The sequence below is a fragment of the Escherichia sp. MR genome (genome assembly GCF_005280595.1).
Lineage (GTDB): Bacteria > Pseudomonadota > Gammaproteobacteria > Enterobacterales > Enterobacteriaceae > Escherichia > Escherichia ruysiae.
Map to the genome: position 1 here is coordinate 17,199 of NZ_SZVK01000037.1, position 24,537 is coordinate 41,735.

The window sequence follows — 24,537 nt, forward strand, 5'->3', positions numbered from 1 at the left end:
TTTCAGTAAGGAATCAGGACAGGGATGTTCTTGATGAGGGAATCAGAACTGATAGCAAACGCCAGATTGCCCGATGCGCTGCGCTTATCGGGCCTACCTGGTTCGTGCGACATGTAGGCCGGATAAGGCGTTTACGCCGCATCCGGCACGGTTACCTACTCTAAATCCTCACCATTACTGGCAATCACTTTTTTATACCACCAGAATGATTTCTTACGCGTGCGCGCCAGCGTACCGTTGCCTGCGTCGTCACGGTCTACGTAGACAAAACCGTAGCGTTTGCTCATTTCACCCGTTGAGGCGGAAACCAAATCAATACAGCCCCAGGTGGTGTAGCCCATCAGCGGAATGCCGTCTGCAATCGCTTCGCCCATTGCGCGGATATGTTCGCGTAAATAGCTGATGCGATAGTCGTCGTTAATCTCACCATTGGCAGCAAATTCATCTTTTGCGCCCAGGCCGTTTTCCACCAGAAACAGCGGCTTCTGATAACGGTCGTACATCATATTCATGGTGATACGCAGACCGAGTGGATCAATTCCCCAGCCCCAGTCGCTCACTTGCAGATACGGGTTACGCAGCGATTTCACCACGTTCGCCGCACTGCTGTTGTTGGCGTTCATCTCCGCCGAGGCGCAGCGCGAGGCGTAATAGCTGAAAGAGACAAAATCGACGGTGTTTTTCAGGATTTCATCATCGCCCGGTGCTTTGTTGATGGTTACCCCTTTTTCGCGGAATACGCGGGCAGAGTAAGCCGGATACGCGCCCCGCGCCTGCACATCGATAAAAAACAGGTTTTCCCGGTCTTTCTCCAGCGCCGCCCAGACATCTTCCGGCTTGCAGCTGTAAGGGTAGAAGTTACCGCCAGCCAGCATACAGCCCACCTGATTTTGCGGGTTAACCTCATGGGCGATTTTGGTGGCTAACGCACTGGCAACCAGCTGGTGATGCGCAGCCTGATATTTCACCTGATCCTGATTTTCCCCTTCTTCAAACACCAGACCCGCGCCGGAGAACGGGCTATGCAACATAATGTTGATTTCATTGAAGGTTAGCCAGTATTTCACCAGACCATCAAATGCTTCAAAGCAGGTTCTGGCGTAGCGGCTGAAAAACTCCACCAGCTTGCGGTTACGCCAGGAGCCATATTCGGTGACCAGATGCATCGGCACATCGAAGTGGCACAACGTGACCAGCGGTTCGATACCGTACTTTTTACACTCTTCAAATACCGCGCGGTAAAAGGCAATGCCCTGCTGGTTGGGCGTCAGTCCATCGCCCTGCGGGAAGAGGCGGCTCCAGGCAATTGAGGTACGGAACACTTTGAATCCCATCTCTGCCATCAGGGCGATATCTTCTTTATAACGATGATAAAAATCCGTCGCCTCATGGCTGGGATAAAACTCGTCATCGCGCAACTGAAAACGTTTTTCCAGTCCCAGTTTCACCGCCATTCGATGCTCGCCGTGTGGGATCATATCGACCGTGGTCAGCCCTTTGCCGCCTTCACGGTACGCACCTTCAGACTGGTTGGCGGCAAGCGCGCCGCCCCATAAAAAACTTTCTGGAAATACTGACATTTTCATCCTCAATTAAGACTTACTTCTTTGGCGACGGTCGGTTGTGCGCTCTGATGCTTTCGCGCCTCGGCAGCCGCTTCCTCAACAGGAATATCCTCAAAGCCGAGCAACAGTGTGAGGATAAACGACAGCACGATTGCCAGTGCCATGACCGCGAACACCCAGACGATGCTCATTGGATTCGCCGGATCGAAGAATTGCACGCTGGTAAATAGCCCCGGCGCTGCCATTGAGTGGCTGGCAAGTCCCGCCATACCGGCAACCGCGCCGCAAATAAAACCACTGATAAGACTGGCGATAAGCGGACGTTTCAGGCGGATCGCTACGCCGTATAACGCCGGTTCGGAAATCCCCGCCATAATGGCTGATGCCGCCGCAGCCAGCGCCGTTTGGCGCAGTTCCGGGTTTTTCGTTTTCCACGCCACCGCCAGTGATGAACCGCCCAGCGACAGGTTAGCGCCGATCTCTGACGGCATGACCATCCCTTCTTTTCCGGTTTCGGCAATGGTCTGAATGATGGTTGGTGTAAAGACGCGGTGCATCCCGGTCATTACCAGCAGAGGCCACAGCGCGCCCATAATGGCGACTGAAAGCCAGCCCAGATAACCATGAATGGTGTAAACCAGCGCCGAAATGGCGCTACCGATCCAGATACCAATCGGGCCAATCAGCAGAATTGCCAGCGGTGCGGCAATCAACACAATCAGCATTGGCTTGAGGAAGTTTTTCGTCACCGCCGGGGTAATGCTGTCCACCCAGCGTTCGATATATGACAGGCACCAGGTCATCACCAGCGCCGGGATCACCGTGTAGGTGTATTTCACCGCGGTGACCGGAATCAGGGCAAATTCGACATGTTCACCCTGGGCCGCTTTCGCCATCAGCTCAATAAAACTCGGATGTACCAGCACACCCGCGATGGCAATCGCCAGCGACATATTGGTTTTAAATTTGATGGCGGCAGATGCCGCGACCATTAGCGGCAGGAAGAAGAAAGCACCGTCACCAATCACATTCAGAATGGTTAAGGTCGGCGATCCTTTTGTCAGCACGCCGCTCATTTCGAGGATCATCGCCAGCAGTTTGACCATCGATCCGCCGATAATCGCCGGGATCAGCGGTGACATAGTGCCGATCAGCGCATCAAGGATCCCTGCACCAATGCGACGTAGCGTGAGTTTGGGTTTACCCACGGGCAGGGCGGGTTGCATATCTCCCGGCAGCAGGCTGACGACTTCCTGAAAGGCTTGTGAAACGGTATTGCCGATAATCACCTGACACTGGTTGTCACTACGTACCACGCCGAGCACGCCGGAGATGGTTTTCAACGTCGGACTGTCGATAAGCTGGTCATCTTTGATAACAAAGCGCAAACGCGTCATACAGTGCGTGACTGCCGAGATGTTATCAACGCCGCCCAGTGCCGCTATCACCGAGCGTGCCAGCGCCGCATAATTTTTGGCCATCGGATTTTATCCTGTTATCAGTAGGGTAGATGTAGTTGTTATCAGTCGACGTGACGGAAAAATGCCGATGCTGAAACGGAATCAGGAAACCGGTTTCACAAAATCATGAATAGTTGTCACTGAATAAGCAAGAGAGTTAATTGTTCATTTTTTATATTTGTGAAACCGGTCACCTGAATATTTTTCCCGCCGATTGCGCAAGGACAATCGGCAAACGGTGCAGTACACTGCGTTGATTGCGTGTAAAGGGATGAAAATGATGACGACGATGCTGGAAGTGGCGAAGCGCGCCGGGGTTTCAAAGGCGACCGTTTCCCGCGTGCTTTCAGGTAATGGCTACGTCAGCCAGGAGACGAAAGATCGCGTGTTTCAGGCGGTAGAAGAGAGCGGTTACCGTCCAAACTTGCTGGCGCGCAATCTGTCGGCGAAGAGTACTCAGACGCTGGGGCTGGTCGTGACCAACACGCTTTACCACGGCATTTATTTTAGTGAATTACTGTTTCATGCCGCGCGAATGGCGGAAGAGAAAGGGCGACAGTTGCTATTGGCAGATGGTAAACATAGCGCCGAAGAAGAGCGCCAGGCGATTCAGTATCTGCTGGATTTGCGCTGCGACGCCATTATGATTTACCCGCGTTTTTTAAGCGTGGATGAGATTGATGACATCATTGACGCACACAGTCAGCCGATAATGGTGCTTAATCGCCGCCTGCGCAAAAATAGCAGCCATAGCGTCTGGTGCGATCATAAACAGACCAGCTTTAACGCCGTGGCAGAGTTGATAAACGCCGGACATCAGGAGATTGCTTTCCTTACCGGCTCGATGGATTCTCCCACCAGCATTGAACGTCTTGCCGGGTATAAAGACGCGCTGGCACAGCATAGTATTGCGCTCAATGAAAAACTTATCGCTAACGGTAAATGGACGCCCGCCAGCGGGGCCGAAGGGGTAGAAACGTTGCTCGAACGTGGGGCTAAATTTAGCGCGTTAGTTGCCAGTAACGACGATATGGCGATAGGTGCGATGAAAGCGTTACACGAGCGCGGCGTAGCGGTGCCAGAGCAGGTGTCAGTTATCGGATTCGATGATATCGCCATTGCCCCCTATATCGTTCCGGCGCTCTCCAGCGTAAAAATTCCGGTGACTGAGATGATTCAGGAAATTATTGGACGGCTGATTTTTATGCTCGATGGCGGGGATTTCTCACCGCCGAAAACCTTCAGCGGAAAACTGATCCGCCGCGACTCACTCATTGCTCTTTCGCAATAAATACTGTCATCACATGTCATCGTCACTAGTGTCGATGACATCGTTTTTCCTGCATTACAGAATTTTATTTCCTTAAATAACAGTAAATTAAAAACTGGCATGATTTGTGAATGTATCGGCGCATTAACTGTTATTGCTGGAGAATTTGATGAACCGTTTCATCATTGCTGACGCGAGTAAATGTATTGGTTGCCGTACCTGTGAAGTGGCGTGCGTGGTTTCTCATCAGGAAAATCAGGACTGTGCATCGCTGACCCCGGAAACATTTTTACCGCGTATCCATGTCATTAAAGGTGTGAACATTTCCACGGCGACAGTTTGCCGTCAGTGTGAAGATGCACCGTGCGCTAACGTCTGCCCGAATGGTGCTATCAGCCGTGATAAAGGGTTTGTTCATGTCATGCAGGAACGTTGTATTGGTTGCAAAACCTGCGTTGTGGCTTGCCCGTATGGCGCGATGGAAGTGGTGGTACGTCCGGTAATTCGCAACAGCGGCGCAGGACTTAACGTACGAGCTGACAAAGCCGAAGCCAATAAATGCGACCTGTGCAACCATCGTGAAGACGGCCCGGCGTGTATGGCGGCTTGCCCGACTCATGCGCTGATTTGTGTCGATCGTAATAAACTTGAACAACTGAGCGCAGAAAAACGTCGCCGTACGGCGCTGATGTTCTAAAAATCTTACAGAACTGTTCTGGCATCAAAGGAATTCCCGGAAATATTCGTAGAATACGAAGCGGGCGGTATCGCCGACCTGTGACTGCCGGATGCGACGCTGTCGTGTCCGGCTGGGCGGGTTACGCAATTCATGATGGCGGGAATAACTTAATGGCAAAAAACACATCTTGCGGTGTCCAACTGCGTATTCGTGGCAAAGTGCAGGGCGTCGGTTTTCGTCCGTTTGTCTGGCAACTGGCACAGCAATTAAATCTTCACGGCGATGTCTGTAATGACGGCGATGGCGTAGAAGTCCGGCTGCTGGAAGATCCGGAAGCGTTTCTTGTTCAATTGCATCAGCACTGCCCGCCACTGGCGCGTATTGATAGCGTCGAGCGTGAGCCGTTTATCTGGTCACAACTGCCCACTGAGTTCACCATCCGCCAGAGCGCGGGTGGCGTCATGAATACGCAAATTGTTCCCGATGCCGCGACTTGCCCTGCTTGCCTTGCCGAAATGAATACCCCAGGCGAACGACGCTGGCGTTATCCGTTTATCAACTGTACCCACTGTGGCCCGCGTTTCACCATTATTCGCGCCATGCCTTACGATCGCCCGTTTACCGTGATGGCGGCGTTTCCGCTGTGTCCGGCTTGTGACAAAGAGTACTGTGACCCGCTCGATCGTCGCTTCCACGCCCAGCCGGTGGCCTGCCCGGAGTGTGGCCCCCATCTTGAATGGGTAAGTCATGATGAACATGCGGAACAAGAGGCGGCATTACAGGCAGCTATCGCACAGTTAAAAATGGGCAACATTGTCGCCATCAAAGGGATTGGCGGATTTCATCTTGCCTGCGATGCACGTAACAGTAACGCGGTGGCGACACTTCGGGCGCGCAAACATCGCCCGGCGAAACCGCTGGCGGTTATGTTGCCAACAGCAGAAGTCTTACCAGACGCTGCGCGCCAGTTGCTCACCACGCCCGCCGCGCCGATTGTGCTGGTGGATAAAAAATATGTTCCTGAGCTTTGTGATGATATCGCCCCTGGCCTTAACGAAGTCGGGGTGATGTTGCCTGCGAATCCGCTTCAGCATTTGCTGTTACAGGAACTGCAATGCCCGCTGGTGATGACCTCCGGCAACCTGAGCGGTAAACCACCTGCTATCAGCAACGAACAGGCGCTGGCGGATTTGCAGGGCATTGCCGACGGATTCTTGATACACAACCGTGACATCGTGCAGCGGATGGATGATTCGGTGGTGCGCGAAAGCGGCGAAATGCTGCGCCGTTCGCGGGGGTATGTGCCGGACGCGCTGGCTTTGCCTCCGGGTTTTAAAAATATACCGCCTGTGTTGTGTCTTGGTGCGGATCTGAAAAATACCTTCTGCCTGGTGCGCGGTGAACAAGCGGTGTTGAGTCAGCATCTGGGCGATTTAAGTGACGATGGCATCCAGATGCAGTGGCGCGAAGCGTTACGCCTGATGCAAAACATCTACGATTTCACCCCGCAATACGTTGTGCATGACGCGCATCCGGGCTATGTCTCCAGCCAGTGGGCGAGCGAAATGAATCTGCCGACGCAAACGGTGCTTCATCATCATGCCCACGCAGCGGCGTGTCTGGCAGAACATCACTGGCCGCTGGATGGTGGTGATGTCATTGCGTTGACGCTCGACGGTATCGGTATGGGGGAGAACGGCGCTTTGTGGGGCGGCGAGTGCCTGCGGGTGAACTATCGCGAATGTGAGCACCTGGGCGGCTTGCCTGCGGTGGCGCTTCCGGGGGGCGATTTGGCTGCAAAGCAGCCGTGGCGTAACCTGCTGGCGCAGTGCCTGCGCTTTGTGCCGCAGTGGCAGAATTACCCTGAAACGGCAAGTGTGCAACAGCAAAACTGGAGCGTGCTGGCGCGGGCCATTGAGCGTGGAATTAACGCGCCGCTGGCGTCATCGTGTGGGCGTTTGTTCGATGCTGTGGCGGCGGCACTGGGTTGTGCGCCAGCCACGTTAAGTTATGAAGGTGAAGCGGCTTGTGCTCTGGAGGCGCTCGCAGCTTCGTGCGACGGAGTGACGCATCCGGTGACGATGCCGCTGGTGGACAATCAACTGGATCTCGCCACTTTCTGGCAGCAGTGGCTGAACTGGCAGGCACCGGTTAATCAACGCGCGTGGGCGTTTCATGATGCGCTGGCGCAGGGTTTTGCCGCGTTGATGCGTGAGCAGGCCACGATGCGTGGTATCACTACGCTGGTATTTAGCGGCGGGGTTATTCATAACCGTTTGCTGCGTGCACGTCTGGCGCATTATCTCGCTGATTTCACATTGCTCTTTCCACAGAGTTTACCGGCGGGTGATGGCGGGTTGTCTCTGGGGCAGGGGGTTATTGCTGCGGCGCGCATCCTGCATACTGCATAGTGGCGGATGTGGCGTAACTAAGCGTAAATAGAGCGCGGACAGTCCCCTCGCCCTTTGGGCGAGGGAGAAAAACATGCCTACACCGGCAACGTTTTCAACAATCCGAACGCCTCTTTCATCCGATCCTCACTGACCACAAAGGCGCGAAGCTGGTCAGCATCGTCAACGCCGCGCGCCACCATTCCCTGGCGTTCGGTATTAATCTGCCAGCGTAAATCCTGACGCTGGGTTTCGCCTGCCAGATGCAGCGGTAATTCCGGCGTTTTGATTTTCACCAGCATCGCCGGTAGTTTCAGCGGCGTGTTATTGCCGAGAAGATTTTTTGCCAGCACCATCGCACTAAGTTGAATCGGCTGGAGGAACGGCAGTACCTGACCGTTAATTTCTGCGCAATCGCCCAGCGCATAAATATCGGCATTACTGGTTTGCAGATAACTATCGACGCAAACGCCGCGATTAATCGTCAGTCCGGCACGTCGTGCCAGGGCGGTTTCCGGGCGCAGTCCGGTGGCGGCAATTACTGCATCTACTTCGATGCTGCGTTGGCGATCCAGCGTTGCCCGAATGCCAGAATCCGTTTTTTCCAGCCCCTGCAACTGAGATTTCAACAGCAGATGGACGCCCATCTCCGTCAACCGATGCTGCAAGCGGCTGCTTACTTCCGGTGGCATTAATGACGCCAGAATACTGGCAGCGTTGTCGATTAGCGTGACCGCTTTGCCTGCACGACAAAAATCCATCGCCAGTTCGCTACCAATCAAACCACCGCCGACAATCAACACGCGTCGGGCATCCCGCAGTTGCGTTTCACAGGCGCGATACTCTTGCTGACTATTTAACGTCAGCATTAACTCACGCCCGGGCACTGGCGGGACAAAGGCGCTGGCACCGGTTGCCAGCACTAACTTGTCGTATTGCCACTGATTATTCTGACTTTTCACCACATGGGCTTCGGCATCGATATCCGTCACCCAGGTGTGCGGAAACAGGCGCAGATTAAACTGCTCGGCAAATTCACCTGCCGTCTGGCGGGTAAGGTCGTCGGCACGTTGCCCCTGACTGATCACATGGCTGAGGTCAGGTTTGTTGTACTCATCCATGCTGTCGGCGGCAATCAGGGTTAATGGAATACTGGCGTCCTGTTTGCGAATATTTTTCACCAGTTGGCGGGCGGCGAAGCCCGAACCAATGATCACAATGCCGTTGCTCATTTTGCCTCCGATGCCAGTTCGTCAAAGACGTCTTTGCCGAGTGAACATTCCGGGCACAGGAAGTTATCCGGGACTTCACTCCACGGCGTTCCTGGCGCAACGTCCTGCATTGGCTCGCCTTTTGCCGGATCGTAAATCCACTGGCAGACGCTGCATTGCATCCGTGGGCCGAGGTCAGCCGTCGTGGTGGCACAGGTTTCTTCTTTAACCACCGTATTCACCGTGTTCTGCGGCAGCGGCGAAAGCGCCCATTGACGGGCAATTTCACGACCGTGTTCACGGCATAACTCCAGAGCGTCCTGATCCGGTCGCCATTTGGCTTTCAGGCTAAGCGACATTTCGAAACCTGCATCCTGCAGGCGCGTGGAAAGACGATCCACCGCACCGCCGCTCCAGCCGTGAGAGCCGAAAGCACTGGCGCGTTTATTACGAAAGCGCAATCCGGTCATCTCCTCCACCAGCCCGGCGATTTTCGGCATCATCACGTTATTCATCGTCGAAGTGCCGACCAGCACGCCTTTTGAGCGGAAGACATTGGTCAGGATTTCGTTTTTATCGCTTCGGGCGACGTTGAAAATTTTCACCGCTACGCGCGGGTCGGTTTCCGCGATCCCCTGGGCAATAGCGTCAGCCATCATGCGGGTATTATTCGACATTGTGTCGTAGAAAATGGTGATTCTGTCTTCCTGATAATCCGCCGCCCATTTCAGGTACAGCTCGACAATTTGCGTCGGGTTATCGCGCCATACCACGCCGTGAGAGGTCGCTATCATATCGACTGGTAAGTTAAAGCCCAGGATCTCGGTAATTTTCGGCGTTACCAGGCGGCTGAACGGCGTCAGGATATTGGCGTAGTAACGCTGGCACTGCTCGAAAAGCTCGGTCTGATCCACTTCATCGTTGAACAGATGCTCGTCGCAGTAGTGCTGACCGAAAGCATCGTTACTGAACAGCACCGCGTCGCCTGTCAGGTAAGTCATCATGCTGTCCGGCCAGTGCAGCATTGGCGTTTCGACAAAAATGAGCTGTTTGCCGTTGCCGATATCCAGCGTGTCGCCAGTTTTCACCACATTAAAATTCCACTCCGGATGATGGTGATGACCATTTATCGAGTCGATAGCGTTGGCTGTACAGTAGATCGGCGTATCGGGAATTTGCGCCATCAGTTCAGTCAGCGCCCCGGCGTGGTCCTCTTCTGCATGGTTAATCACGATGTAATCGATATCCGCCAGATCGATTTCATTACGCAGGTTCTGCACAAATTCGCGGCTGAATTTATGGTCGACGGTGTCGATCAGAACGTTTTTTTCTTCGCGGATGAGGTAGCTGTTGTAGCTGCTGCCGCGCAGCGTTTTATATTCCGTGCCGTGAAAATCACGTACTTCCCAGTCACGTTGACCCACCCAATGAATGTTATTTTTCACCACAATAGACATAGCAACCTCAATTTATTCAGCGTGTTCTAAAAAGATGTCTTGTTAATTGCAGATTGCGTGCCAGTTTTTTATCTGATTGTTTTTAATGTATAAATTAATTTATGCTCATTAGTGAGTAGTCAAAATGACTATCAATAAAATGGTCAATATGACAATATCAATAGTCAAATTGACAGTGAGGCAAAGATGAGTTTTTCCGTTGATGTGCTGGCGAATATCGCCATCGAATTGCAGCGTGGGATTGGTCATCAGGATCGTTTTCAGCGCCTGATCACCACGCTGCGTCAGGTGCTGGAGTGCGATGCGTCTGCGTTGCTACGTTACGACTCGCGGCAGTTTATTCCGCTTGCCATCGACGGGCTGGCGAAGGATGTACTCGGTAGACGCTTTGCGCTGGAAGGGCATCCTCGGCTGGAAGCGATTGCCCGCGCTGGGGACGTGGTGCGCTTTCCCGCAGACAGCGAATTGCCCGATCCCTATGACGGTTTGATTCCAGGGCAGGAGAGTCTGAAGGTTCACGCCTGCGTTGGTCTGCCGTTGTTTGCCGGGCAAAACCTGATCGGCGCACTGACGCTCGACGGGATGCAGCCCGATCAGTTCGATGTTTTCAGCGACGAAGAGTTACGCCTGATTGCCGCGCTGGCGGCGGGAGCGTTAAGCAATGCGTTGCTGATTGAGCAACTGGAAAGCCAGAATATGCTGCCGGGCGATGCCGCGCCGTTTGAAGCGGTGAAACAGACGCAGATGATCGGTCTGTCGCCAGGTATGACGCAATTAAAAAAAGAGATTGAGATTGTGGCGGCGTCCGATCTCAACGTCTTAATCAGCGGTGAGACGGGAACCGGTAAGGAGCTGGTGGCGAAAGCGATTCATGAAGCCTCGCCACGGGCGGTGAATCCGCTGGTCTATCTCAACTGTGCCGCACTGCCGGAAAGTGTGGCGGAAAGTGAACTGTTCGGGCATGTGAAAGGAGCGTTTACTGGCGCTATCAGTAACCGCAGCGGGAAGTTTGAAATGGCGGATAACGGCACGCTGTTTCTCGATGAGATCGGCGAGTTGTCGTTGGCATTGCAGGCCAAGCTGCTGCGGGTGTTGCAGTATGGCGATATTCAGCGCGTTGGCGATGACCGCAGTTTGCGGGTCGATGTGCGCGTGCTGGCGGCGACTAACCGCGACTTGCGTGAAGAGGTGCTGGCAGGGCGATTCCGCGCCGACTTGTTTCATCGCCTGAGCGTGTTTCCACTTTCGGTGCCGCCGCTGCGTGAGCGGGGCGATGACGTCATTCTGCTGGCGGGGTATTTCTGCGAGCAGTGCCGCCTGCGGCTGGGGCTTTCCCGCGTGGTATTAAGCGCCAGTGCGCGAAATTTACTGCAACACTACAGTTTTCCGGGGAACGTGCGCGAACTGGAACATGCTATTCATCGGGCGGTAGTGCTGGCGAGAGCGACCCGCAGCGGCGATGAAGTGATTCTCGAGGCGCAACATTTTGCTTTTCCAGAAGTGACGGTGCCGCCGCCAGAAGTGGCGGCGGTGCCCGTCGTTAAGCAAAACCTGCGTGAAGCGACAGAAGCGTTCCAGCGTGAAACCATTCGCCAGGCGCTGGTGCAAAATCATAACAACTGGGCTGCCTGCGCGCGAATGCTGGAAACTGACGTCGCCAACCTGCATCGGCTGGCGAAACGTCTGGGGTTGAAGGATTAAATAATCCCGGCCTGATAGAAATCCTGCAGGTTAATTGCGCCGGTGAGTTTGCCGTTTTCATCCACCACCGGTGCGGCAGTGATTTTGCGCTTCATCAGGATCTCTTTAGCGTCGATGGCGCGACTTTGCGCCTGTAATGTGGTGCCGCCTGTCGTCATCGCTTCATTAACTGGCGTGGTGAGTGCGCCGCCGCCAACCAGCCAGCGACGTAAATCGCCGTCAGTAAAGACGCCTTTCACCAGTCGTTGATCATCGCACACTGCCACCAGACCTAAACCGGTGCGGCTGAGTTCCAGCATCGCGTCCATCACGCTAGCGGTTAATGCTACCTGTGGGATAGCGTCATCACGGCGCATCAGATGATGCACTTTATTCAGCAAGCGAGCGCCCAGTGCGCCGGCAGGGTGGGAGCGGGCAAAATCTTCTTCATTAAAACCGCGCGCCTGCATGGCTGCCATCGCCAGTGCGTCACCCATCATCAGGGTATTCACAGTGCTGGAGGTCGGCGCAAGGTGCATCGGGCAGGCTTCGCGTTCGACGGAAATATCCAGCACTGCTTTCGCCGCCAGACCCAGCGGTGATGTCGGTTTGCCGGTCATCGCCAGCAGCGCGATGGATTTATCTTCCAGACGCGGAATGATCAGATCCAGTTCCTTCGCGCCACCGGAGTAAGAGATAAACAGCATCACATCGCGGCTTTCAATCATTCCCAGATCGCCGTGCAGTGCTTCTGCGGGATGGACAAAAAAAGCCGGTGTGCCGGTACTGGCAAGCGTTGCGGCGATCTTTTTGCCAATGTGGCCCGATTTGCCAATTCCCGAAACCACCACTTTGCCTTCGCAGTGCAGAATGATATTGGCGGCGCGAACAAAATCATCGCCCAGACGTTCCGGTAAACGGCTTGCTTCCTGCAACTCCAGGGTTAACGTCTGACGCCCTGCGTTTAGTAGTGCTTCACTCATTGCTTTCTCCGGTAATGATCACGTCGATCCCTTTCTCTTCCAGCGCCTGACGAAACGCCGGATCGATACCTGCGTCGGTAATTAGCTTATCGACGCTTTCAAGACTGCAAACTATGTTGGGGCTTTTACGGCCAAACTTCGATGAGTCAGCCATCAAAATCACTTCGCGCGCGGCATTGCACATTGCCTTACTGACGGTATAGACCTCGTTGAACGTGGTTACGCCCGCATTGAGATCGATGCCGTCGGTGCCCATAAATAATTTATCGAAGGTGAAATGCTCGAAGGCATTCTCTGCCAGTTGCCCGTGAAATGAGGCCGATTTTTTGCGAAATGTTCCGCCTGGCATCAGGATGGTTTGTTCGTTATCCAGTTCGGATAGCGCGTTGACGATATGCAGGCTGTTGGTCATCACCGTGATGTTATTAAAGCGCGAGAGCATGGGGACCATCTGCAACACGGTACTGCCAGCATCAAGAATGATCGAATCGCCATCATGAATAAAACTGACGGCGGCTTCCGCAATCAGCTCTTTCTTGCGGGTGTTGATGAGCGTTTTATGATCGATAGGCGGATCGGATTCCTCTTTATTTAACACCACGCCGCCATAGGTACGGATGACGGTTCCTGCATGTTCCAGAATAACCAGATCTTTGCGAATGGTGGTGCCTGTGGTGTCAAAGTATTGCGCCAATTCTTCAACCGAGCATTTCCCCTGCTTTTGCAGGTACTCCAGAATGGCGGCCTGACGCTGACGAGGTTTCATGGGCGTGATTACCTGATTTAGGTTTCAAAATGATAACTTCGCAAGCAAGTAACATTCACAACGAAATTATCCACGTTTCAGTTTAAGCGCCAATGATAGAGCATTCTGTGATAGTGGATCACGGGGAAAGATCACATCGGGCCTCAAATCACCAGAATACATACCCTTAATTGCGGGAATTTTTTGTGGTCGGGCGAAAACGGTCAGTCCTTTCATAAACAAGGTGTCGGTGACGCGCTGCTGATCGTCCAGGGCGATGGCGACCACGACCCGTGGCTTAAAGCGCCCACTGGAACGGCCTACACCGACGCGCCCTTGCTGGCAGAGCGCGTCGAAGGCTCGATTAAAACGAGAAATTTGCCAACCGCCTAAGGCCAGTTGCGCGCACCAGGCGATAACGGCGACGGTGATGAGTGCGGATACCATAACTTCTCCTTAATGTAGTGGCGGAAGTCCTGTAGGCCTGAGAAGCGTAGCGCATCAGGCATTCTATTAGTCTCGCGGAGATCCTTAAGGGATCTCCGCTGTTGATCAGAACATCACCTGACCACCGGTGACATTGATCGACTGTCCGGTGCAGTACGACGCCTTTGGACTGGCGTAGAACAGCAGCATATTCAGCACATCCTGATAATCGCAGCCGCGTTTGAGCGGTACTTTATCGATGTAATACTGCTCGACTTGGTCCGGTTTGATACCCAGCTTGGTCGCGTATTGTGGCAACAGTGACTGGAACATCGGCGATTTCAGCAGGTTACCGAGCATCAGTGAATGCACCGTAATGCCGTACTCCGCCAGATCCAGCGCCAGTGATTGAGTCAGCCCGACGCCACCAAATTTCGCTGCGCTATAGCCAGAGTTGTGTTTGCTGCCCACTTTGCCGGATTTCGAGTTGATCTGAATAATGCGTCCCTGAATCCCGTCGCGGATCATCAAACGCGAAAATTCACGCGCGCACAGGAAATAACCCACCAGATTCACCTGTAGCGAGCGGTCAAAATCGCCAAGCTGAAAATCGCTGATAAACGCTGCTTTTGCAATTCCGGCGCTGTAGACCAGCAAATCGACGCGACCAAAGATTTCATTTACCCCACGAGAGAGCGCCAGAACGCTCTGCTCGCTGGTAGCGTCAGCACCAAAACCATACGCCGTTCCTTCACCATATTCGGCGTTAATTTCTTGCGCCACATTTGCGGCTTTGTCGCTCTGAATATCGACAACCGCGACGCGATACCCCTCGCCAGCCAGACCGTGGCACAGGAACGCGCCCAGGGTTTGCCCACCACCGATGACAACGGCAACCTGATTCATTTTTTTACTCCTTAACAGATTCAAACTTCAAAACCGATCCCGGTACGATATCGTCGGGTACAGGGCCTGCCACATGGACAGTGCCCGGAAATTCCGCTTCGCTTAAACCATCGAAGCGCAGGGTGACATGACCCAGTTCGCGAAGATTGTCTTCCGCCACGCTGCCAACGGCGGTCACCGGATAACGATGCTGGCCGAGAGAAAATTGCAAACCGGGATGGAGTTCACCTTTCAATTCGCCGTGGCAATGGATGAAGCAATATTCTTCGAGATCCGCAGGTGCGCCTTCACGAAAGGTGATGAGCATCTGGTCGCTGAAAGCGTCAGTGGCGCTCGCGCCGATACGGGTGATGGTGGTCTGATAAATAACGGTCATGTTTCAGCCTCTATTGATAGATAAAACCGGAGACAAACCAGGCGATCAGTACAGTCGGTGCGCCGGTCAAAAAGCGGCTCACCAGTACAGAAGGGACCCCGACGCGAACCGTGTCCTGACGGGCTTCCGCCAGCGATAAACCGACCGGGATAAAGTCGCAGGCCGCCTGCGCGTTGATGGCAAACAGCGCCGGTAAAGCCAGATGCGGCGGAATATTGCCGAGACCAATCTGCACACCAATCAATACGCCGATAACCTGCGCGATAACGGCGCCAGGCCCAAGGAAAGGCGAAAGCAGCGGGAAGGAGCAGATGAGCGCCAGCATAACCAGCCCCAGTGGATGGCTCGCCAGCGGAGCAAGACCGTGAGCAATCCAGTCACCAAGGCCGGAAGCCATAATGATGCCGATGAGCGCCGAGACGAACGCCATAAACGGCAGAATGGTTTTTAATACGGTATCGATAGTGTCGCGCCCGGACTGGAACAACACGGCAACGGCAGACCCCATGCCCATTCCCACCTTCGCCAGTAAACCATCGCTTTGTTCGGTGATTTTCTTGCTGGCATCATAGTCACGGCCCACGGAAGAGGGTTGTGGTGTTGCATCACCCACTACAGTGATGTTTTCTTCTTTCACGCCAGAGACATAAATATCTTCCACTATGTACTGCGCCAGCGGACCGGACTTGCCCGTCGAGTGGATATTAATGGTGGGAATATGCCGTTTTGGATAGATGCCGCAGCGCAGTGTGCCGCCGCAGTCGATTACCGCAACGCCGATTTCCGCTTCCGCAGGTTCACCTTCTTTAAAGCCGTCGATAGCCTGCCAGCCAGTAAGCTGTGCCAGTTTGTCGACAATTGCAGGCCGGGTTCCGGCGGTGATATAGACGATTTTTTTACCTGGCGTGGCTTCCAGTTCAAGCGGGCCACCCCAGCCACCATTGCCTTTTTCGATCCGAATACGCGTCATGATGCCGCTCCTGCCAGGTGAACTTTCTGTTCAAGTTGAATGCCCATCTTTTTCTCAAAAATGGCGGTGGTCAGGTCGGTCACCCAGCCACGGAAGAAGTTGGTGACCAGACCAACCAGCAGGTAGCTCACAGCCAGTGGGCCAAGTGGCAGATTCAGCGTCGTCAGACCGCTGGCAATGCCAAGATAAACAAACAGTTCGCCGGGGTTGATATGAGGGAAGAGACCGTTCATTGAGTGGCAGCTATAAGAGGCCGCCGCGTAATAGCTGGGTTTGAACTTTTCCGGCATAAAACGACCCAGACTTAAGGTCATCGGGTTACAAAAGACAAACGTGCCAATGCACGGTAATAGCAGGTAACGAGAAACAGGATTGCCGGCGCAACGTTGAGCAAATCGTTCAATGCGGTGCTGCCCGATAAAATTAATCAGCGCGTTCATGATTACCAGCAGGCTTATCAACAGCGGAAGAATGCCGGTCACCATCCCGGTAAACACCTCTCCACCTTTCTGGAACAGCCCGATGAACCACTCTGCGCCATGAGTAATGGTTTCTATCATTGTTCTCTCCTTTGAAATTTATTGTTTTATTACCAAACGGCAACACAATCTAATCAGATTGAAAGATTTAAAAGTGTTATTTTGATCGCAAAATGAAAGATAAATATTTTAATTTGAAAGTTTAGTTAAGAGAATGGCGATGAAGGTGATTTGTGTTATGTAAAGTCCGTATTGGGCAGTGACTACCGCTTCCTTGTGCGGGGCGGGATGCTTTACCATACTTGCCCCTGGTTGAATCTGTTAAATGGACTCCTCATGGTCAAGCGTCGTTATGTAACATTACTTCCCCTTTTTGTGTTGCTTGCCGCCTGTAGCAGCAAGCCAAAACCTACTGAGACTGAAACGACCACCGGAACACCGTCCGGCGGCTTCCTGCTTGAGCCGCAGCACAATGTGATGCAGATGGGCGGTGACTTCGCTAACAACCCGAATGCGCAGCAGTTCATCGACAAAATGGTGAACAAACACGGCTTCAATCGTCAGCAGTTGCAGGAAATCCTCTCTCAGGCGAAACGTCTGGATTCGGTACTGCGGCTGATGGATAACCAGGCACCAACCACATCAGTGAAGCCGCCATCAGGCCCGAATGGCGCATGGTTGCGTTATCGCAAAAAATTTATTACGCCGGATAACGTGCAGAACGGCGTGGTTTTCTGGAACCAGTATGAAGATGCGCTGAATCGCGCGTGGCAGGTGTATGGCGTACCGCCGGAAATTATTGTCGGGATTATCGGCGTCGAAACCCGCTGGGGACGCGTGATGGGTAAAACCCGCATCCTCGATGCGTTGGCGACGCTGTCATTTAACTACCCACGCCGCGCGGAGTATTTCTCTGGCGAGCTGGAAACTTTCCTGCTGATGGCGCGCGATGAGCAGGACGATCCGCTCAATCTGAAAGGTTCCTTTGCCGGGGCAATGGGCTACGGTCAGTTTATGCCGTCGTCTTACAAACAATACGCCGTGGATTTCAGCGGCGACGGACATATCAACCTGTGGGATCCGGTTGATGCCATTGGCAGCGTGGCGAACTATTTCAAAGCGCATGGCTGGGTGAAAGGCGATCAGGTCGCTGTAATGGCAAATGGTCAGGCTCCGGGCTTGCCAAATGGCTTCAAAACCAAGTACAGCATTTCACAACTTGCAGCGGCAGGGCTGACGCCACAGCAGCCACTGGGCAATCATCAGCAGGCCAGCTTGCTGCGTCTGGATGTCGGGACGGGGTATCAGTACTGGTACGGTTTGCCGAACTTCTACACCATCACCCGTTACAACCACAGCACCCATTACGCAATGGCGGTCTGGCAGTTAGGACAGGCCGTGGCGCTGGCGCGCGTACAGTAACTCTTTGCAAGAGGGGGGTTAAACCTCCCTCTGCTATCTTACTGTTTATTTGAAAGAGATTGCTGACGTAATTGTTTGATTTTCTTAGACAGCAACACTGTATATCCCAGGCAGACAACGCCTAACGCAGCCTGACCAAAATCGAAAGGTTCAAGATAGCCAGAAGATAAAATCTTACATACCACTGCAACCAGGGCGCTGACGCCGCCAATGGTGACCCACATACGCATTTGCGTGGTCTGTTTGAGTACGTTTTGTGGGGTGTTATCCGTTTTCTTTGTTGCCATTACTTTCTCTCCCTGTGAATACATATCAATGTGAACGCGGCATGGTAGCCTTTTTCTTTACTGGTTGGTCGTAACAGTCTTATTTCGGAATGCGACTCGTAAAATGAATCGCTCGTCCCCATCTTTTACGGGAAAGTGCTATCTTGTCCGGCATAAATATTTGACTGACAGAGGTTGTGATGACTGACAGTGAACTGATGCAATTAAGCGAGCAGGTAGGGCAGGCGCTGAAAGCCCGTGGCGCAATCGTAACAACCGCTGAGTCTTGTACCGGCGGCTGGGTAGCGAAAGTGATTACCGATATTGCCGGTAGTTCCGCCTGGTTTGAACGCGGATTTGTCACCTACAGTAACGAAGCCAAAGCGCAGATGATCGGCGTGCGAGAAGAGACGCTGGCGCTGCATGGCGCGGTGAGTGAACCCGTCGTGGTGGAAATGGCAATTGGCGCCCTGAAAGCGGCTCGTGCTGATTATGCCGTTTCTATTAGTGGTATCGCTGGGCCAGACGGCGGCAGCGAAGAGAAACCTGTTGGCACCGTCTGGTTTGCTTTTGCCTCAGCCAGCGGCGAAGGTATTACCCGCCGGGAATGCTTCAGTGGCGACCGCGAAGCCGTGCGTCGTCAGGCGACGGCGTATGCCTTGCAGACGCTGTGGCAACAATTTCTACAAAATACTTGATACTGTATGAGCATACAGTATAATTGCTTCAACAGAATATATTGACTATCCGGTAATACCCGGCATGACAGGAGTAAAAATGGCTATCGACGAAAACAAACAGAAAGCGTTGGCGGCAGCACTGGGCCAGATTGAGAAACAATTTGGTAAAGGCTCCATCATGCGCCTGGGTGAAGACCGTTCTATGGATGTGGAAACCATCTCTACCGGTTCGCTTTCACTGGATATCGCGCTTGGGGCAGGTGGTCTGCCGATGGGGCGTATCGTCGAAATCTACGGACCGGAATCTTCCGGTAAAACCACGCTGACGTTGCAGGTTATTGCCGCTGCGCAGCGCGAAGGTAAAACCTGTGCGTTTATCGATGCTGAACACGCGCTGGATCCGGTCTACGCACGTAAACTGGGTGTCGATATCGATAATCTGCTGTGCTCTCAGCCGGACACCGGCGAGCAGGCACTGGAAATCTGTGACGCGCTGGCACGTTCTGGCGCCGTAGACGTTATCGTTGTTGACTCCGTTGCGGCACTGACGCCGAAAGCGGAAATCGAAGGCGAAATCGGCGACTCTCATATGGGTCTTGCGGCACGTATGATGAGCCAGGCGATGCGTAAGCTGGCGGGTAACCTGAAACAGTCCAACACGCTGCTGATCTTCATTAACCAGATCCGTATGAAAATTGGTGTGATGTTCGGTAACCCGGAAACCACAACCGGTGGTAATGCGCTGAAATTCTACGCTTCTGTTCGTCTCGATATCCGTCGTATCGGCGCGGTGAAAGAGGGCGAAAACGTGGTGGGTAGTGAAACCCGCGTGAAAGTGGTGAAGAACAAAATCGCTGCACCATTTAAACAGGCTGAATTCCAGATCCTCTACGGCGAAGGTATTAACTTCTACGGCGAGCTGGTTGACCTGGGCGTGAAAGAGAAGCTGATCGAGAAAGCGGGTGCATGGTACAGCTACAAAGGTGAGAAGATCGGTCAGGGTAAAGCGAATGCAACTGCCTGGCTGAAAGACAACCCGGAAACCGCGAAAGAGATCGAGAAGAAAGTACGTGAGTTGCTGCTGAGCAACCCGAACTCAACGCCGGATTTCTCTGTAGATGACAGCGAAGGCGTAGCAGAAACTAACGAAGATTTTTAATCGTTCGTTATTGATGATAATAGATAATGTGTGCACGGACGGTCCCCTCGCCCCTTTGGGGAGAGGGTTAGGGTGAGGGGAACAGGCCAGCACTGGCGTGAAAAATTACTCTCACCTCGATCCTCTAACGAATTGGGCCTGCGGGAACATTCTGCACACTCATTGACTATTAAATCTGTTTATCAGCAAAACCTGGGTCGCATCTGCGGCCCTTTTGCTTTTTAAGTTTTAAGGATATGCCATGACAGAATCAACATCCCGTCGCCCGGCATATGCTCGCCTGTTGGATCGTGCGGTACGCATTCTGGCGGTGCGCGATCACAGTGAGCAAGAATTGCGACGTAAACTCGCAGCACCGATTATGGGCAAAAATGGCCCGGAAGAGATTGATGCCACGGCGGAAGATTACGAGCGTGTAATTGCCTGGTGCCATGAACATGGCTATCTCGATGACAGCCGATTTATTGCGCGCTTTATCGCCAGCCGCAGCCGCAAAGGATATGGCCCGGCGCGTATTCGTCAGGAGCTGAACCAGAAAGGTATCTCCCGAGAGGCCACAGAAAAAGCGATGCGTGAATGTGATATCGACTGGTGCTCGCTGGCGCGCGATCAGGCGACGCGAAAATATGGCGAACCGCTGCCAACAGTCTTTTCAGAAAAAGTTAAGATCCAGCGTTTTCTGCTCTATCGTGGCTATCTGATGGAAGATATCCAGGAGATTTGGCGAAATTTTGCCGACTGAACGCATACGGTATTTTACTTCCCAGTCAAGAAAACTTATCTTATTCCCACTTTTCAGTTACCAGCCCAGCGGTTATTAACTTGCTGCTGCTGGTGGCGATATTTCGTTAGCTTGATTTCAGGATAATTATGAGCAAGAGCACCGCTGAGATCCGTCAGGCGTTTCTCGACTTTTTCCATAGTAAGGGACATCAGGTAGTTGCCAGCAGTTCCCTGGTCCCCCATAACGACCCAACTTTGTTGTTTACCAACGCCGGGATGAACCAGTTCAAGGATGTGTTCCTTGGGCTCGACAAGCGTAATTATTCCCGCGCTACCACCTCCCAACGCTGCGTGCGTGCGGGTGGTAAACACAACGACCTGGAAAACGTCGGTTACACCGCGCGTCACCATACCTTCTTCGAGATGCTGGGCAACTTCAGCTTCGGCGACTATTTCAAACACGATGCTATTCAGTTTGCATGGGAACTGCTGACCAGCGAAAAATGGTTTGCCCTGCCGAAAGAGCGTCTGTGGGTTACCGTCTATGAAAGCGACGACGAAGCCTACGAAATCTGGGAAAAAGAAGTAGGGATCCCACGCGAACGTATTATTCGCATCGGCGATAACAAAGGTGCGCCATACGCATCTGACAACTTCTGGCAGATGGGTGACACTGGTCCGTGCGGCCCGTGCACCGAAATCTTCTACGATCACGGCGACCACATTTGGGGTGGCCCTCCGGGAAGCCCGGAAGAAGACGGCGACCGCTACATTGAGATCTGGAACATCGTCTTCATGCAGTTCAACCGCCAGGCAGATGGCACGATGGAACCGCTGCCGAAGCCGTCTGTAGATACCGGTATGGGGCTGGAGCGTATTGCTGCGGTGTTGCAACACGTTAACTCTAACTATGACATCGATCTGTTCCGCACGCTGATCCAGGCAGTAGCGAAAGTCACTGGCGCGACCGATCTAAGCAACAAATCGCTGCGCGTAATCGCTGACCACATTCGTTCTTGTGCGTTCCTGATCGCGGATGGCGTAATGCCGTCCAACGAAAACCGTGGTTATGTACTGCGTCGTATCATTCGTCGCGCGGTGCGTCACGGCAATATGCTGGGCGCGAAAGAAACCTTCTTCTACAAGCTGGTGGGGCCACTGATCGACGTTATGGGCTCTGCGGGTGAAGACCTGAAACGCCAGCAGGCGCAGGTTGAGCAGGTGCTGAAGACTGAAGAAGAGCAGTTTGCTCGTACTCTGGAACGCGGTCTGGCGCTGCTGGACGAAGAGCTGGCAAAACTTTCCGGTGATACGCTGGATGGCGAAACAGCTTTCCGCCTGTACGACACCTACGGCTTCCCGGTTGACCTGACGGCTGACGTTTGTCGTGAGCGCAACATCAAAGTTGACGAAGCTGGTTTTGAAGCAGCAATGGAAGAGCAGCGTCGTCGTGCGCGCGAAGCCAGCGGCTTTGGTGCCGATTACAACGCAATGATCCGTGTTGACAGTGCATCTGAATTTAAAGGCTATGACCATCTGGAACTGAACGGCAAAGTGACCGCGCTGTTTGTTGATGGTAAAGCGGTTGATGCCATCAATGCAGGCCAGGAAGCGGTAGTTGTGCTGGATCAAACGCCATTCTATGCAGAATCCGGCGGTCAGGTTGGCGATAAAGGCGAACTGAAAGGCGCAAACTTCTCCTTTGCGGTAGAAGATACTCAGAAATACGGCCAGGCGATTGGCCACATCGGTAAACTAGCTGCGGGTTCTCTGACAGTGGGCGACGCGGTGCAGGCTGATGTTGATGAGGCTCGTCGCGCTCGTATTCGTCTGAATCACTCCGCAACGCACTTGATGCACGCCGCGCTGCGCCAGATTCTGGGGACTCATGTATCGCAGAAAGGTTCTCTGGTTAACGACAAAGTGCTGCGTTTCGACTTCTCACATAATGAAGCGATGAAGCCAGAGGAAATTCGTGCCGTAGAGGATCTGGTTAACGCACAGATTCGTCGTAACTTGCCGATCGAAACCAACATCATGGATCTCGAGGCTGCGAAAGCGAAAGGCGCGATGGCGCTATTTGGCGAGAAGTATGATGAACGTGTACGTGTACTGAGCATGGGCGATTTCTCCACAGAGCTGTGTGGCGGTACTCACGCCAGCCGCACCGGTGATATCGGTCTGTTCCGTATTATCTCTGAATCGGGTACTGCTGCGGGCGTTCGTCGTATCGAAGCTGTAACCGGAGAAGGTGCTATTGCCACCGTTCATGCAGACAGCGATCGCTTAAGCGAAGTTGCGCATCTGCTGAAAGGCGATAGCAATAATCTGGCTGATAAAGTTCGTTCAGTACTGGAACGTACGCGTCAGTTGGAAAAAGAGCTACAACAGCTTAAAGAACAGGCTGCCGCGCAGGAGAGTGCAAATCTTTCCAGTAAGGCAATTGATGTTAATGGTGTTAAGCTGTTGGTTAGCGAGCTTAACGGTGTTGAGCCGAAGATGTTGCGTACCATGGTTGACGATTTAAAAAATCAGCTGGGGTCGACAATTATCGTGCTGGCAACGGTAGCCGAAGGTAAGGTTTCTCTGATTGCAGGCGTATCTAAGGACGTCACAGATCGTGTGAAAGCAGGGGAACTGATTGGTATGGTCGCTCAGCAGGTGGGCGGTAAGGGTGGTGGACGTCCTGACATGGCGCAAGCCGGTGGTACGGATGCTGCGGCCTTACCTGCAGCGTTAGCCAGTGTGAAAGGCTGGGTCAGCGCGAAATTGCAATAATATTAGCGTCAGGCAATGCCGTGGACTTGCTCCACGGCATTCGCATCAACGCTATCGACAACGATAAAGTCAGGTTGAAGTTGTGTATATCGGCTAAACTTAGGTTTAACAGAATGTAATGCCATGACTGCTTACATGTAATGTGTTTGTCATTGCTTACTTTTTGGCGTTATATGATGGATAATGCCGGGATACAGAGAGACCCGACTCTTTTAATCTTTCAAGGAGCAAAGAATGCTGATTCTGACTCGTCGAGTTGGTGAGACCCTCATGATTGGGGATGAGGTCACCGTGACAGTTTTAGGGGTAAAGGGCAACCAGGTACGTATTGGCGTAAATGCCCCGAAGGAAGTTTCTGTTCACCGTGAAGAGATCTACCAGCGTATCCAGGCTGAAAAATCCCAGCAGTCCAGTTACTAATCTTTCCGCGTCTCATCTTTAACGGTGAGACGCACCCTCAAAATCTCTCCTTCACTTCAATTTCTTTTCGCGTTACTCCCGTTCATTCAACGTTAACATCCATTTTTCAACATCATTCCTGCCTGTCATAGGCCATTTTTTCTGTTGATAAAACACTCTTTTTGACGTTTTTACAGTCTAATTGAGCGTGAAGTGTGCAAACGATAAAAGTGTGGGAAAAATTGTTTGACTTATAAGTCTCAGAAAGTAATATGTGCGCCACGCAGCGACGATGAGCGATAAACAAGTTCTTCGAAGCACTCGTAAGAGGCGTGTGGTGAGGTGGCCGAGAGGCTGAAGGCGCTCCCCTGCTAAGGGAGTATGCGGTCAAAAGCTGCATCCGGGGTTCGAATCCCCGCCTCACCGCCATTTGCATCCGTAGCTCAGCTGGATAGAGTACTCGGCTACGAACCGAGCGGTCGGAGGTTCGAATCCTCCCGGATGCACCATTCT

Annotated in this window: 22 protein-coding genes and 2 tRNA genes; 12 read left to right on the plus strand and 12 right to left on the minus strand. The window is 53.0% G+C overall.

The genetic code is table 11. The annotated features are described in order from the left end of the window. Positions 1-155 precede the first annotated feature (155 nt). Positions 156-1,580, minus strand: a complete 1,425-nt coding sequence (ascB, locus tag FC814_RS15465; RefSeq protein WP_137326157.1) for a 6-phospho-beta-glucosidase AscB — start codon at positions 1,578-1,580, stop codon at positions 156-158. A gap of 8 nt (positions 1,581-1,588) precedes the next feature. Further along, entirely contained in the window at positions 1,589-3,046 is a 1,458-nt protein-coding gene (ascF, locus tag FC814_RS15470; protein ID WP_137326158.1) for a PTS cellobiose/arbutin/salicin transporter subunit IIBC, read from the minus strand. A gap of 259 nt (positions 3,047-3,305) precedes the next feature. On the opposite strand from ascF, the gene ascG reads away from it, so the two are divergent. The 3 genes from ascG to hypF all read left to right on the plus strand — a co-directional run bounded on the left by ascG (position 3,306) and on the right by hypF (position 7,385). Continuing rightward, positions 3,306-4,316: a DNA-binding transcriptional regulator AscG gene (gene ascG / locus FC814_RS15475; RefSeq protein ID WP_170967950.1), complete on the plus strand. Its 1,011-nt coding sequence runs from the start codon at positions 3,306-3,308 to the stop codon at positions 4,314-4,316. A 148-nt stretch (positions 4,317-4,464) separates the two neighbouring features. Next, on the plus strand, positions 4,465-4,992 hold the full coding sequence (hydN, locus tag FC814_RS15480) for an electron transport protein HydN (RefSeq protein ID WP_001078777.1): 528 nt from the start codon (positions 4,465-4,467) through the stop codon (positions 4,990-4,992). Between the two features lie 152 nt (positions 4,993-5,144). After that, complete coding sequence (hypF, locus tag FC814_RS15485) at positions 5,145-7,385, plus strand: carbamoyltransferase HypF (protein ID WP_137326160.1); 2,241 nt, start codon at positions 5,145-5,147, stop codon at positions 7,383-7,385. 77 nt (positions 7,386-7,462) lie between these two features. Here the strand turns inward: hypF and norW are convergent, their stop codons facing one another. Continuing rightward, complete coding sequence (gene norW / locus FC814_RS15490; RefSeq protein WP_021551274.1) at positions 7,463-8,596, minus strand: NADH:flavorubredoxin reductase NorW; 1,134 nt, start codon at positions 8,594-8,596, stop codon at positions 7,463-7,465. After that, the gene (gene norV / locus FC814_RS15495; protein WP_000029630.1) at positions 8,593-10,032 is read right to left on the minus strand and encodes an anaerobic nitric oxide reductase flavorubredoxin; all 1,440 of its coding nucleotides are present in this window, start codon (positions 10,030-10,032) and stop codon (positions 8,593-8,595) included. The genes norW and norV overlap by 4 nt, the downstream gene beginning before the upstream one ends. A 186-nt stretch (positions 10,033-10,218) precedes the next feature. Here norV and norR point away from each other — a divergent pair, with 186 nt between their 5' ends. After that, complete coding sequence (norR, locus tag FC814_RS15500; protein WP_000010734.1) at positions 10,219-11,733, plus strand: nitric oxide reductase transcriptional regulator NorR; 1,515 nt, start codon at positions 10,219-10,221, stop codon at positions 11,731-11,733. Here the strand turns inward: norR and gutQ are convergent. From gutQ to srlA, 7 genes are all read right to left on the minus strand, one after another. After that, the gene (gene gutQ / locus FC814_RS15505) at positions 11,730-12,695 is read right to left on the minus strand and encodes an arabinose-5-phosphate isomerase GutQ (RefSeq protein WP_137326161.1); all 966 of its coding nucleotides are present in this window, start codon (positions 12,693-12,695) and stop codon (positions 11,730-11,732) included. The two genes, norR and gutQ, sit on opposite strands and share 4 nt — an antisense overlap. After that, positions 12,688-13,461 carry a glucitol operon DNA-binding transcriptional repressor SrlR gene (gene srlR, locus FC814_RS15510; RefSeq protein WP_085461071.1) on the minus strand — a complete coding sequence of 258 codons (774 nt, stop codon included), beginning with the start codon at positions 13,459-13,461 and terminating at the stop codon, positions 12,688-12,690. The genes gutQ and srlR overlap by 8 nt, the downstream gene beginning before the upstream one ends. A gap of 66 nt (positions 13,462-13,527) precedes the next feature. Beyond that, a complete protein-coding gene (gutM, locus tag FC814_RS15515) occupies positions 13,528-13,887 on the minus strand; it encodes a transcriptional regulator GutM (protein WP_000252899.1) in 360 nt (119 codons plus the stop codon). 105 nt (positions 13,888-13,992) lie between these two features. Next, on the minus strand, positions 13,993-14,772 hold the full coding sequence (gene srlD / locus FC814_RS15520) for a sorbitol-6-phosphate dehydrogenase (protein ID WP_001077363.1): 780 nt from the start codon (positions 14,770-14,772) through the stop codon (positions 13,993-13,995). Between the two features lie 4 nt (positions 14,773-14,776). Continuing rightward, the gene (gene srlB, locus FC814_RS15525; RefSeq protein ID WP_000216196.1) at positions 14,777-15,148 is read right to left on the minus strand and encodes a PTS glucitol/sorbitol transporter subunit IIA; all 372 of its coding nucleotides are present in this window, start codon (positions 15,146-15,148) and stop codon (positions 14,777-14,779) included. 10 nt (positions 15,149-15,158) lie between these two features. Beyond that, positions 15,159-16,118: a PTS glucitol/sorbitol transporter subunit IIB gene (srlE, locus tag FC814_RS15530; protein ID WP_000196924.1), complete on the minus strand. Its 960-nt coding sequence runs from the start codon at positions 16,116-16,118 to the stop codon at positions 15,159-15,161. Next, positions 16,115-16,678: a PTS glucitol/sorbitol transporter subunit IIC gene (gene srlA, locus FC814_RS15535; protein WP_000573313.1), complete on the minus strand. Its 564-nt coding sequence runs from the start codon at positions 16,676-16,678 to the stop codon at positions 16,115-16,117. Before srlA ends, srlE begins: the two co-directional genes overlap by 4 nt. A gap of 255 nt (positions 16,679-16,933) precedes the next feature. Here srlA and mltB point away from each other — a divergent pair, with 255 nt between their 5' ends. After that, positions 16,934-18,019, plus strand: coding sequence for a lytic murein transglycosylase B (gene mltB, locus FC814_RS15540; RefSeq protein ID WP_000240845.1), 1,086 nt, complete (start codon positions 16,934-16,936; stop codon positions 18,017-18,019). A 38-nt stretch (positions 18,020-18,057) separates the two neighbouring features. Here mltB and FC814_RS15545 read toward each other — a convergent pair whose 3' ends face one another. Then, positions 18,058-18,306, minus strand: coding sequence for a hypothetical protein (locus tag FC814_RS15545; RefSeq protein ID WP_137326162.1), 249 nt, complete (start codon positions 18,304-18,306; stop codon positions 18,058-18,060). 179 nt (positions 18,307-18,485) lie between these two features. Between FC814_RS15545 and pncC the strand changes: the two genes are divergently transcribed. The 7 genes from pncC (at position 18,486) to FC814_RS15580 (ending at position 24,533) form a co-directional block, all read left to right on the plus strand. Further along, positions 18,486-18,983: a nicotinamide-nucleotide amidase gene (gene pncC, locus FC814_RS15550; RefSeq protein WP_032226044.1), complete on the plus strand. Its 498-nt coding sequence runs from the start codon at positions 18,486-18,488 to the stop codon at positions 18,981-18,983. Positions 18,984-19,062: 79 nt separating this feature from the next. Beyond that, entirely contained in the window at positions 19,063-20,124 is a 1,062-nt protein-coding gene (recA, locus tag FC814_RS15555) for a recombinase RecA (protein ID WP_000963153.1), read from the plus strand. A 241-nt stretch (positions 20,125-20,365) separates the two neighbouring features. Further along, positions 20,366-20,866: a recombination regulator RecX gene (recX, locus tag FC814_RS15560; RefSeq protein ID WP_137326163.1), complete on the plus strand. Its 501-nt coding sequence runs from the start codon at positions 20,366-20,368 to the stop codon at positions 20,864-20,866. Between the two features lie 128 nt (positions 20,867-20,994). Next, positions 20,995-23,625, plus strand: coding sequence for an alanine--tRNA ligase (gene alaS, locus FC814_RS15565; RefSeq protein ID WP_000047190.1), 2,631 nt, complete (start codon positions 20,995-20,997; stop codon positions 23,623-23,625). Between the two features lie 234 nt (positions 23,626-23,859). Next, positions 23,860-24,045, plus strand: coding sequence for a carbon storage regulator CsrA (csrA, locus tag FC814_RS15570; RefSeq protein WP_000906486.1), 186 nt, complete (start codon positions 23,860-23,862; stop codon positions 24,043-24,045). Positions 24,046-24,360: 315 nt separating this feature from the next. After that, positions 24,361-24,453, plus strand: a tRNA-Ser gene (locus FC814_RS15575). A gap of 3 nt (positions 24,454-24,456) precedes the next feature. Then, a tRNA-Arg gene (locus FC814_RS15580) sits at positions 24,457-24,533 on the plus strand. Positions 24,534-24,537: the final 4 nt, after the last annotated feature.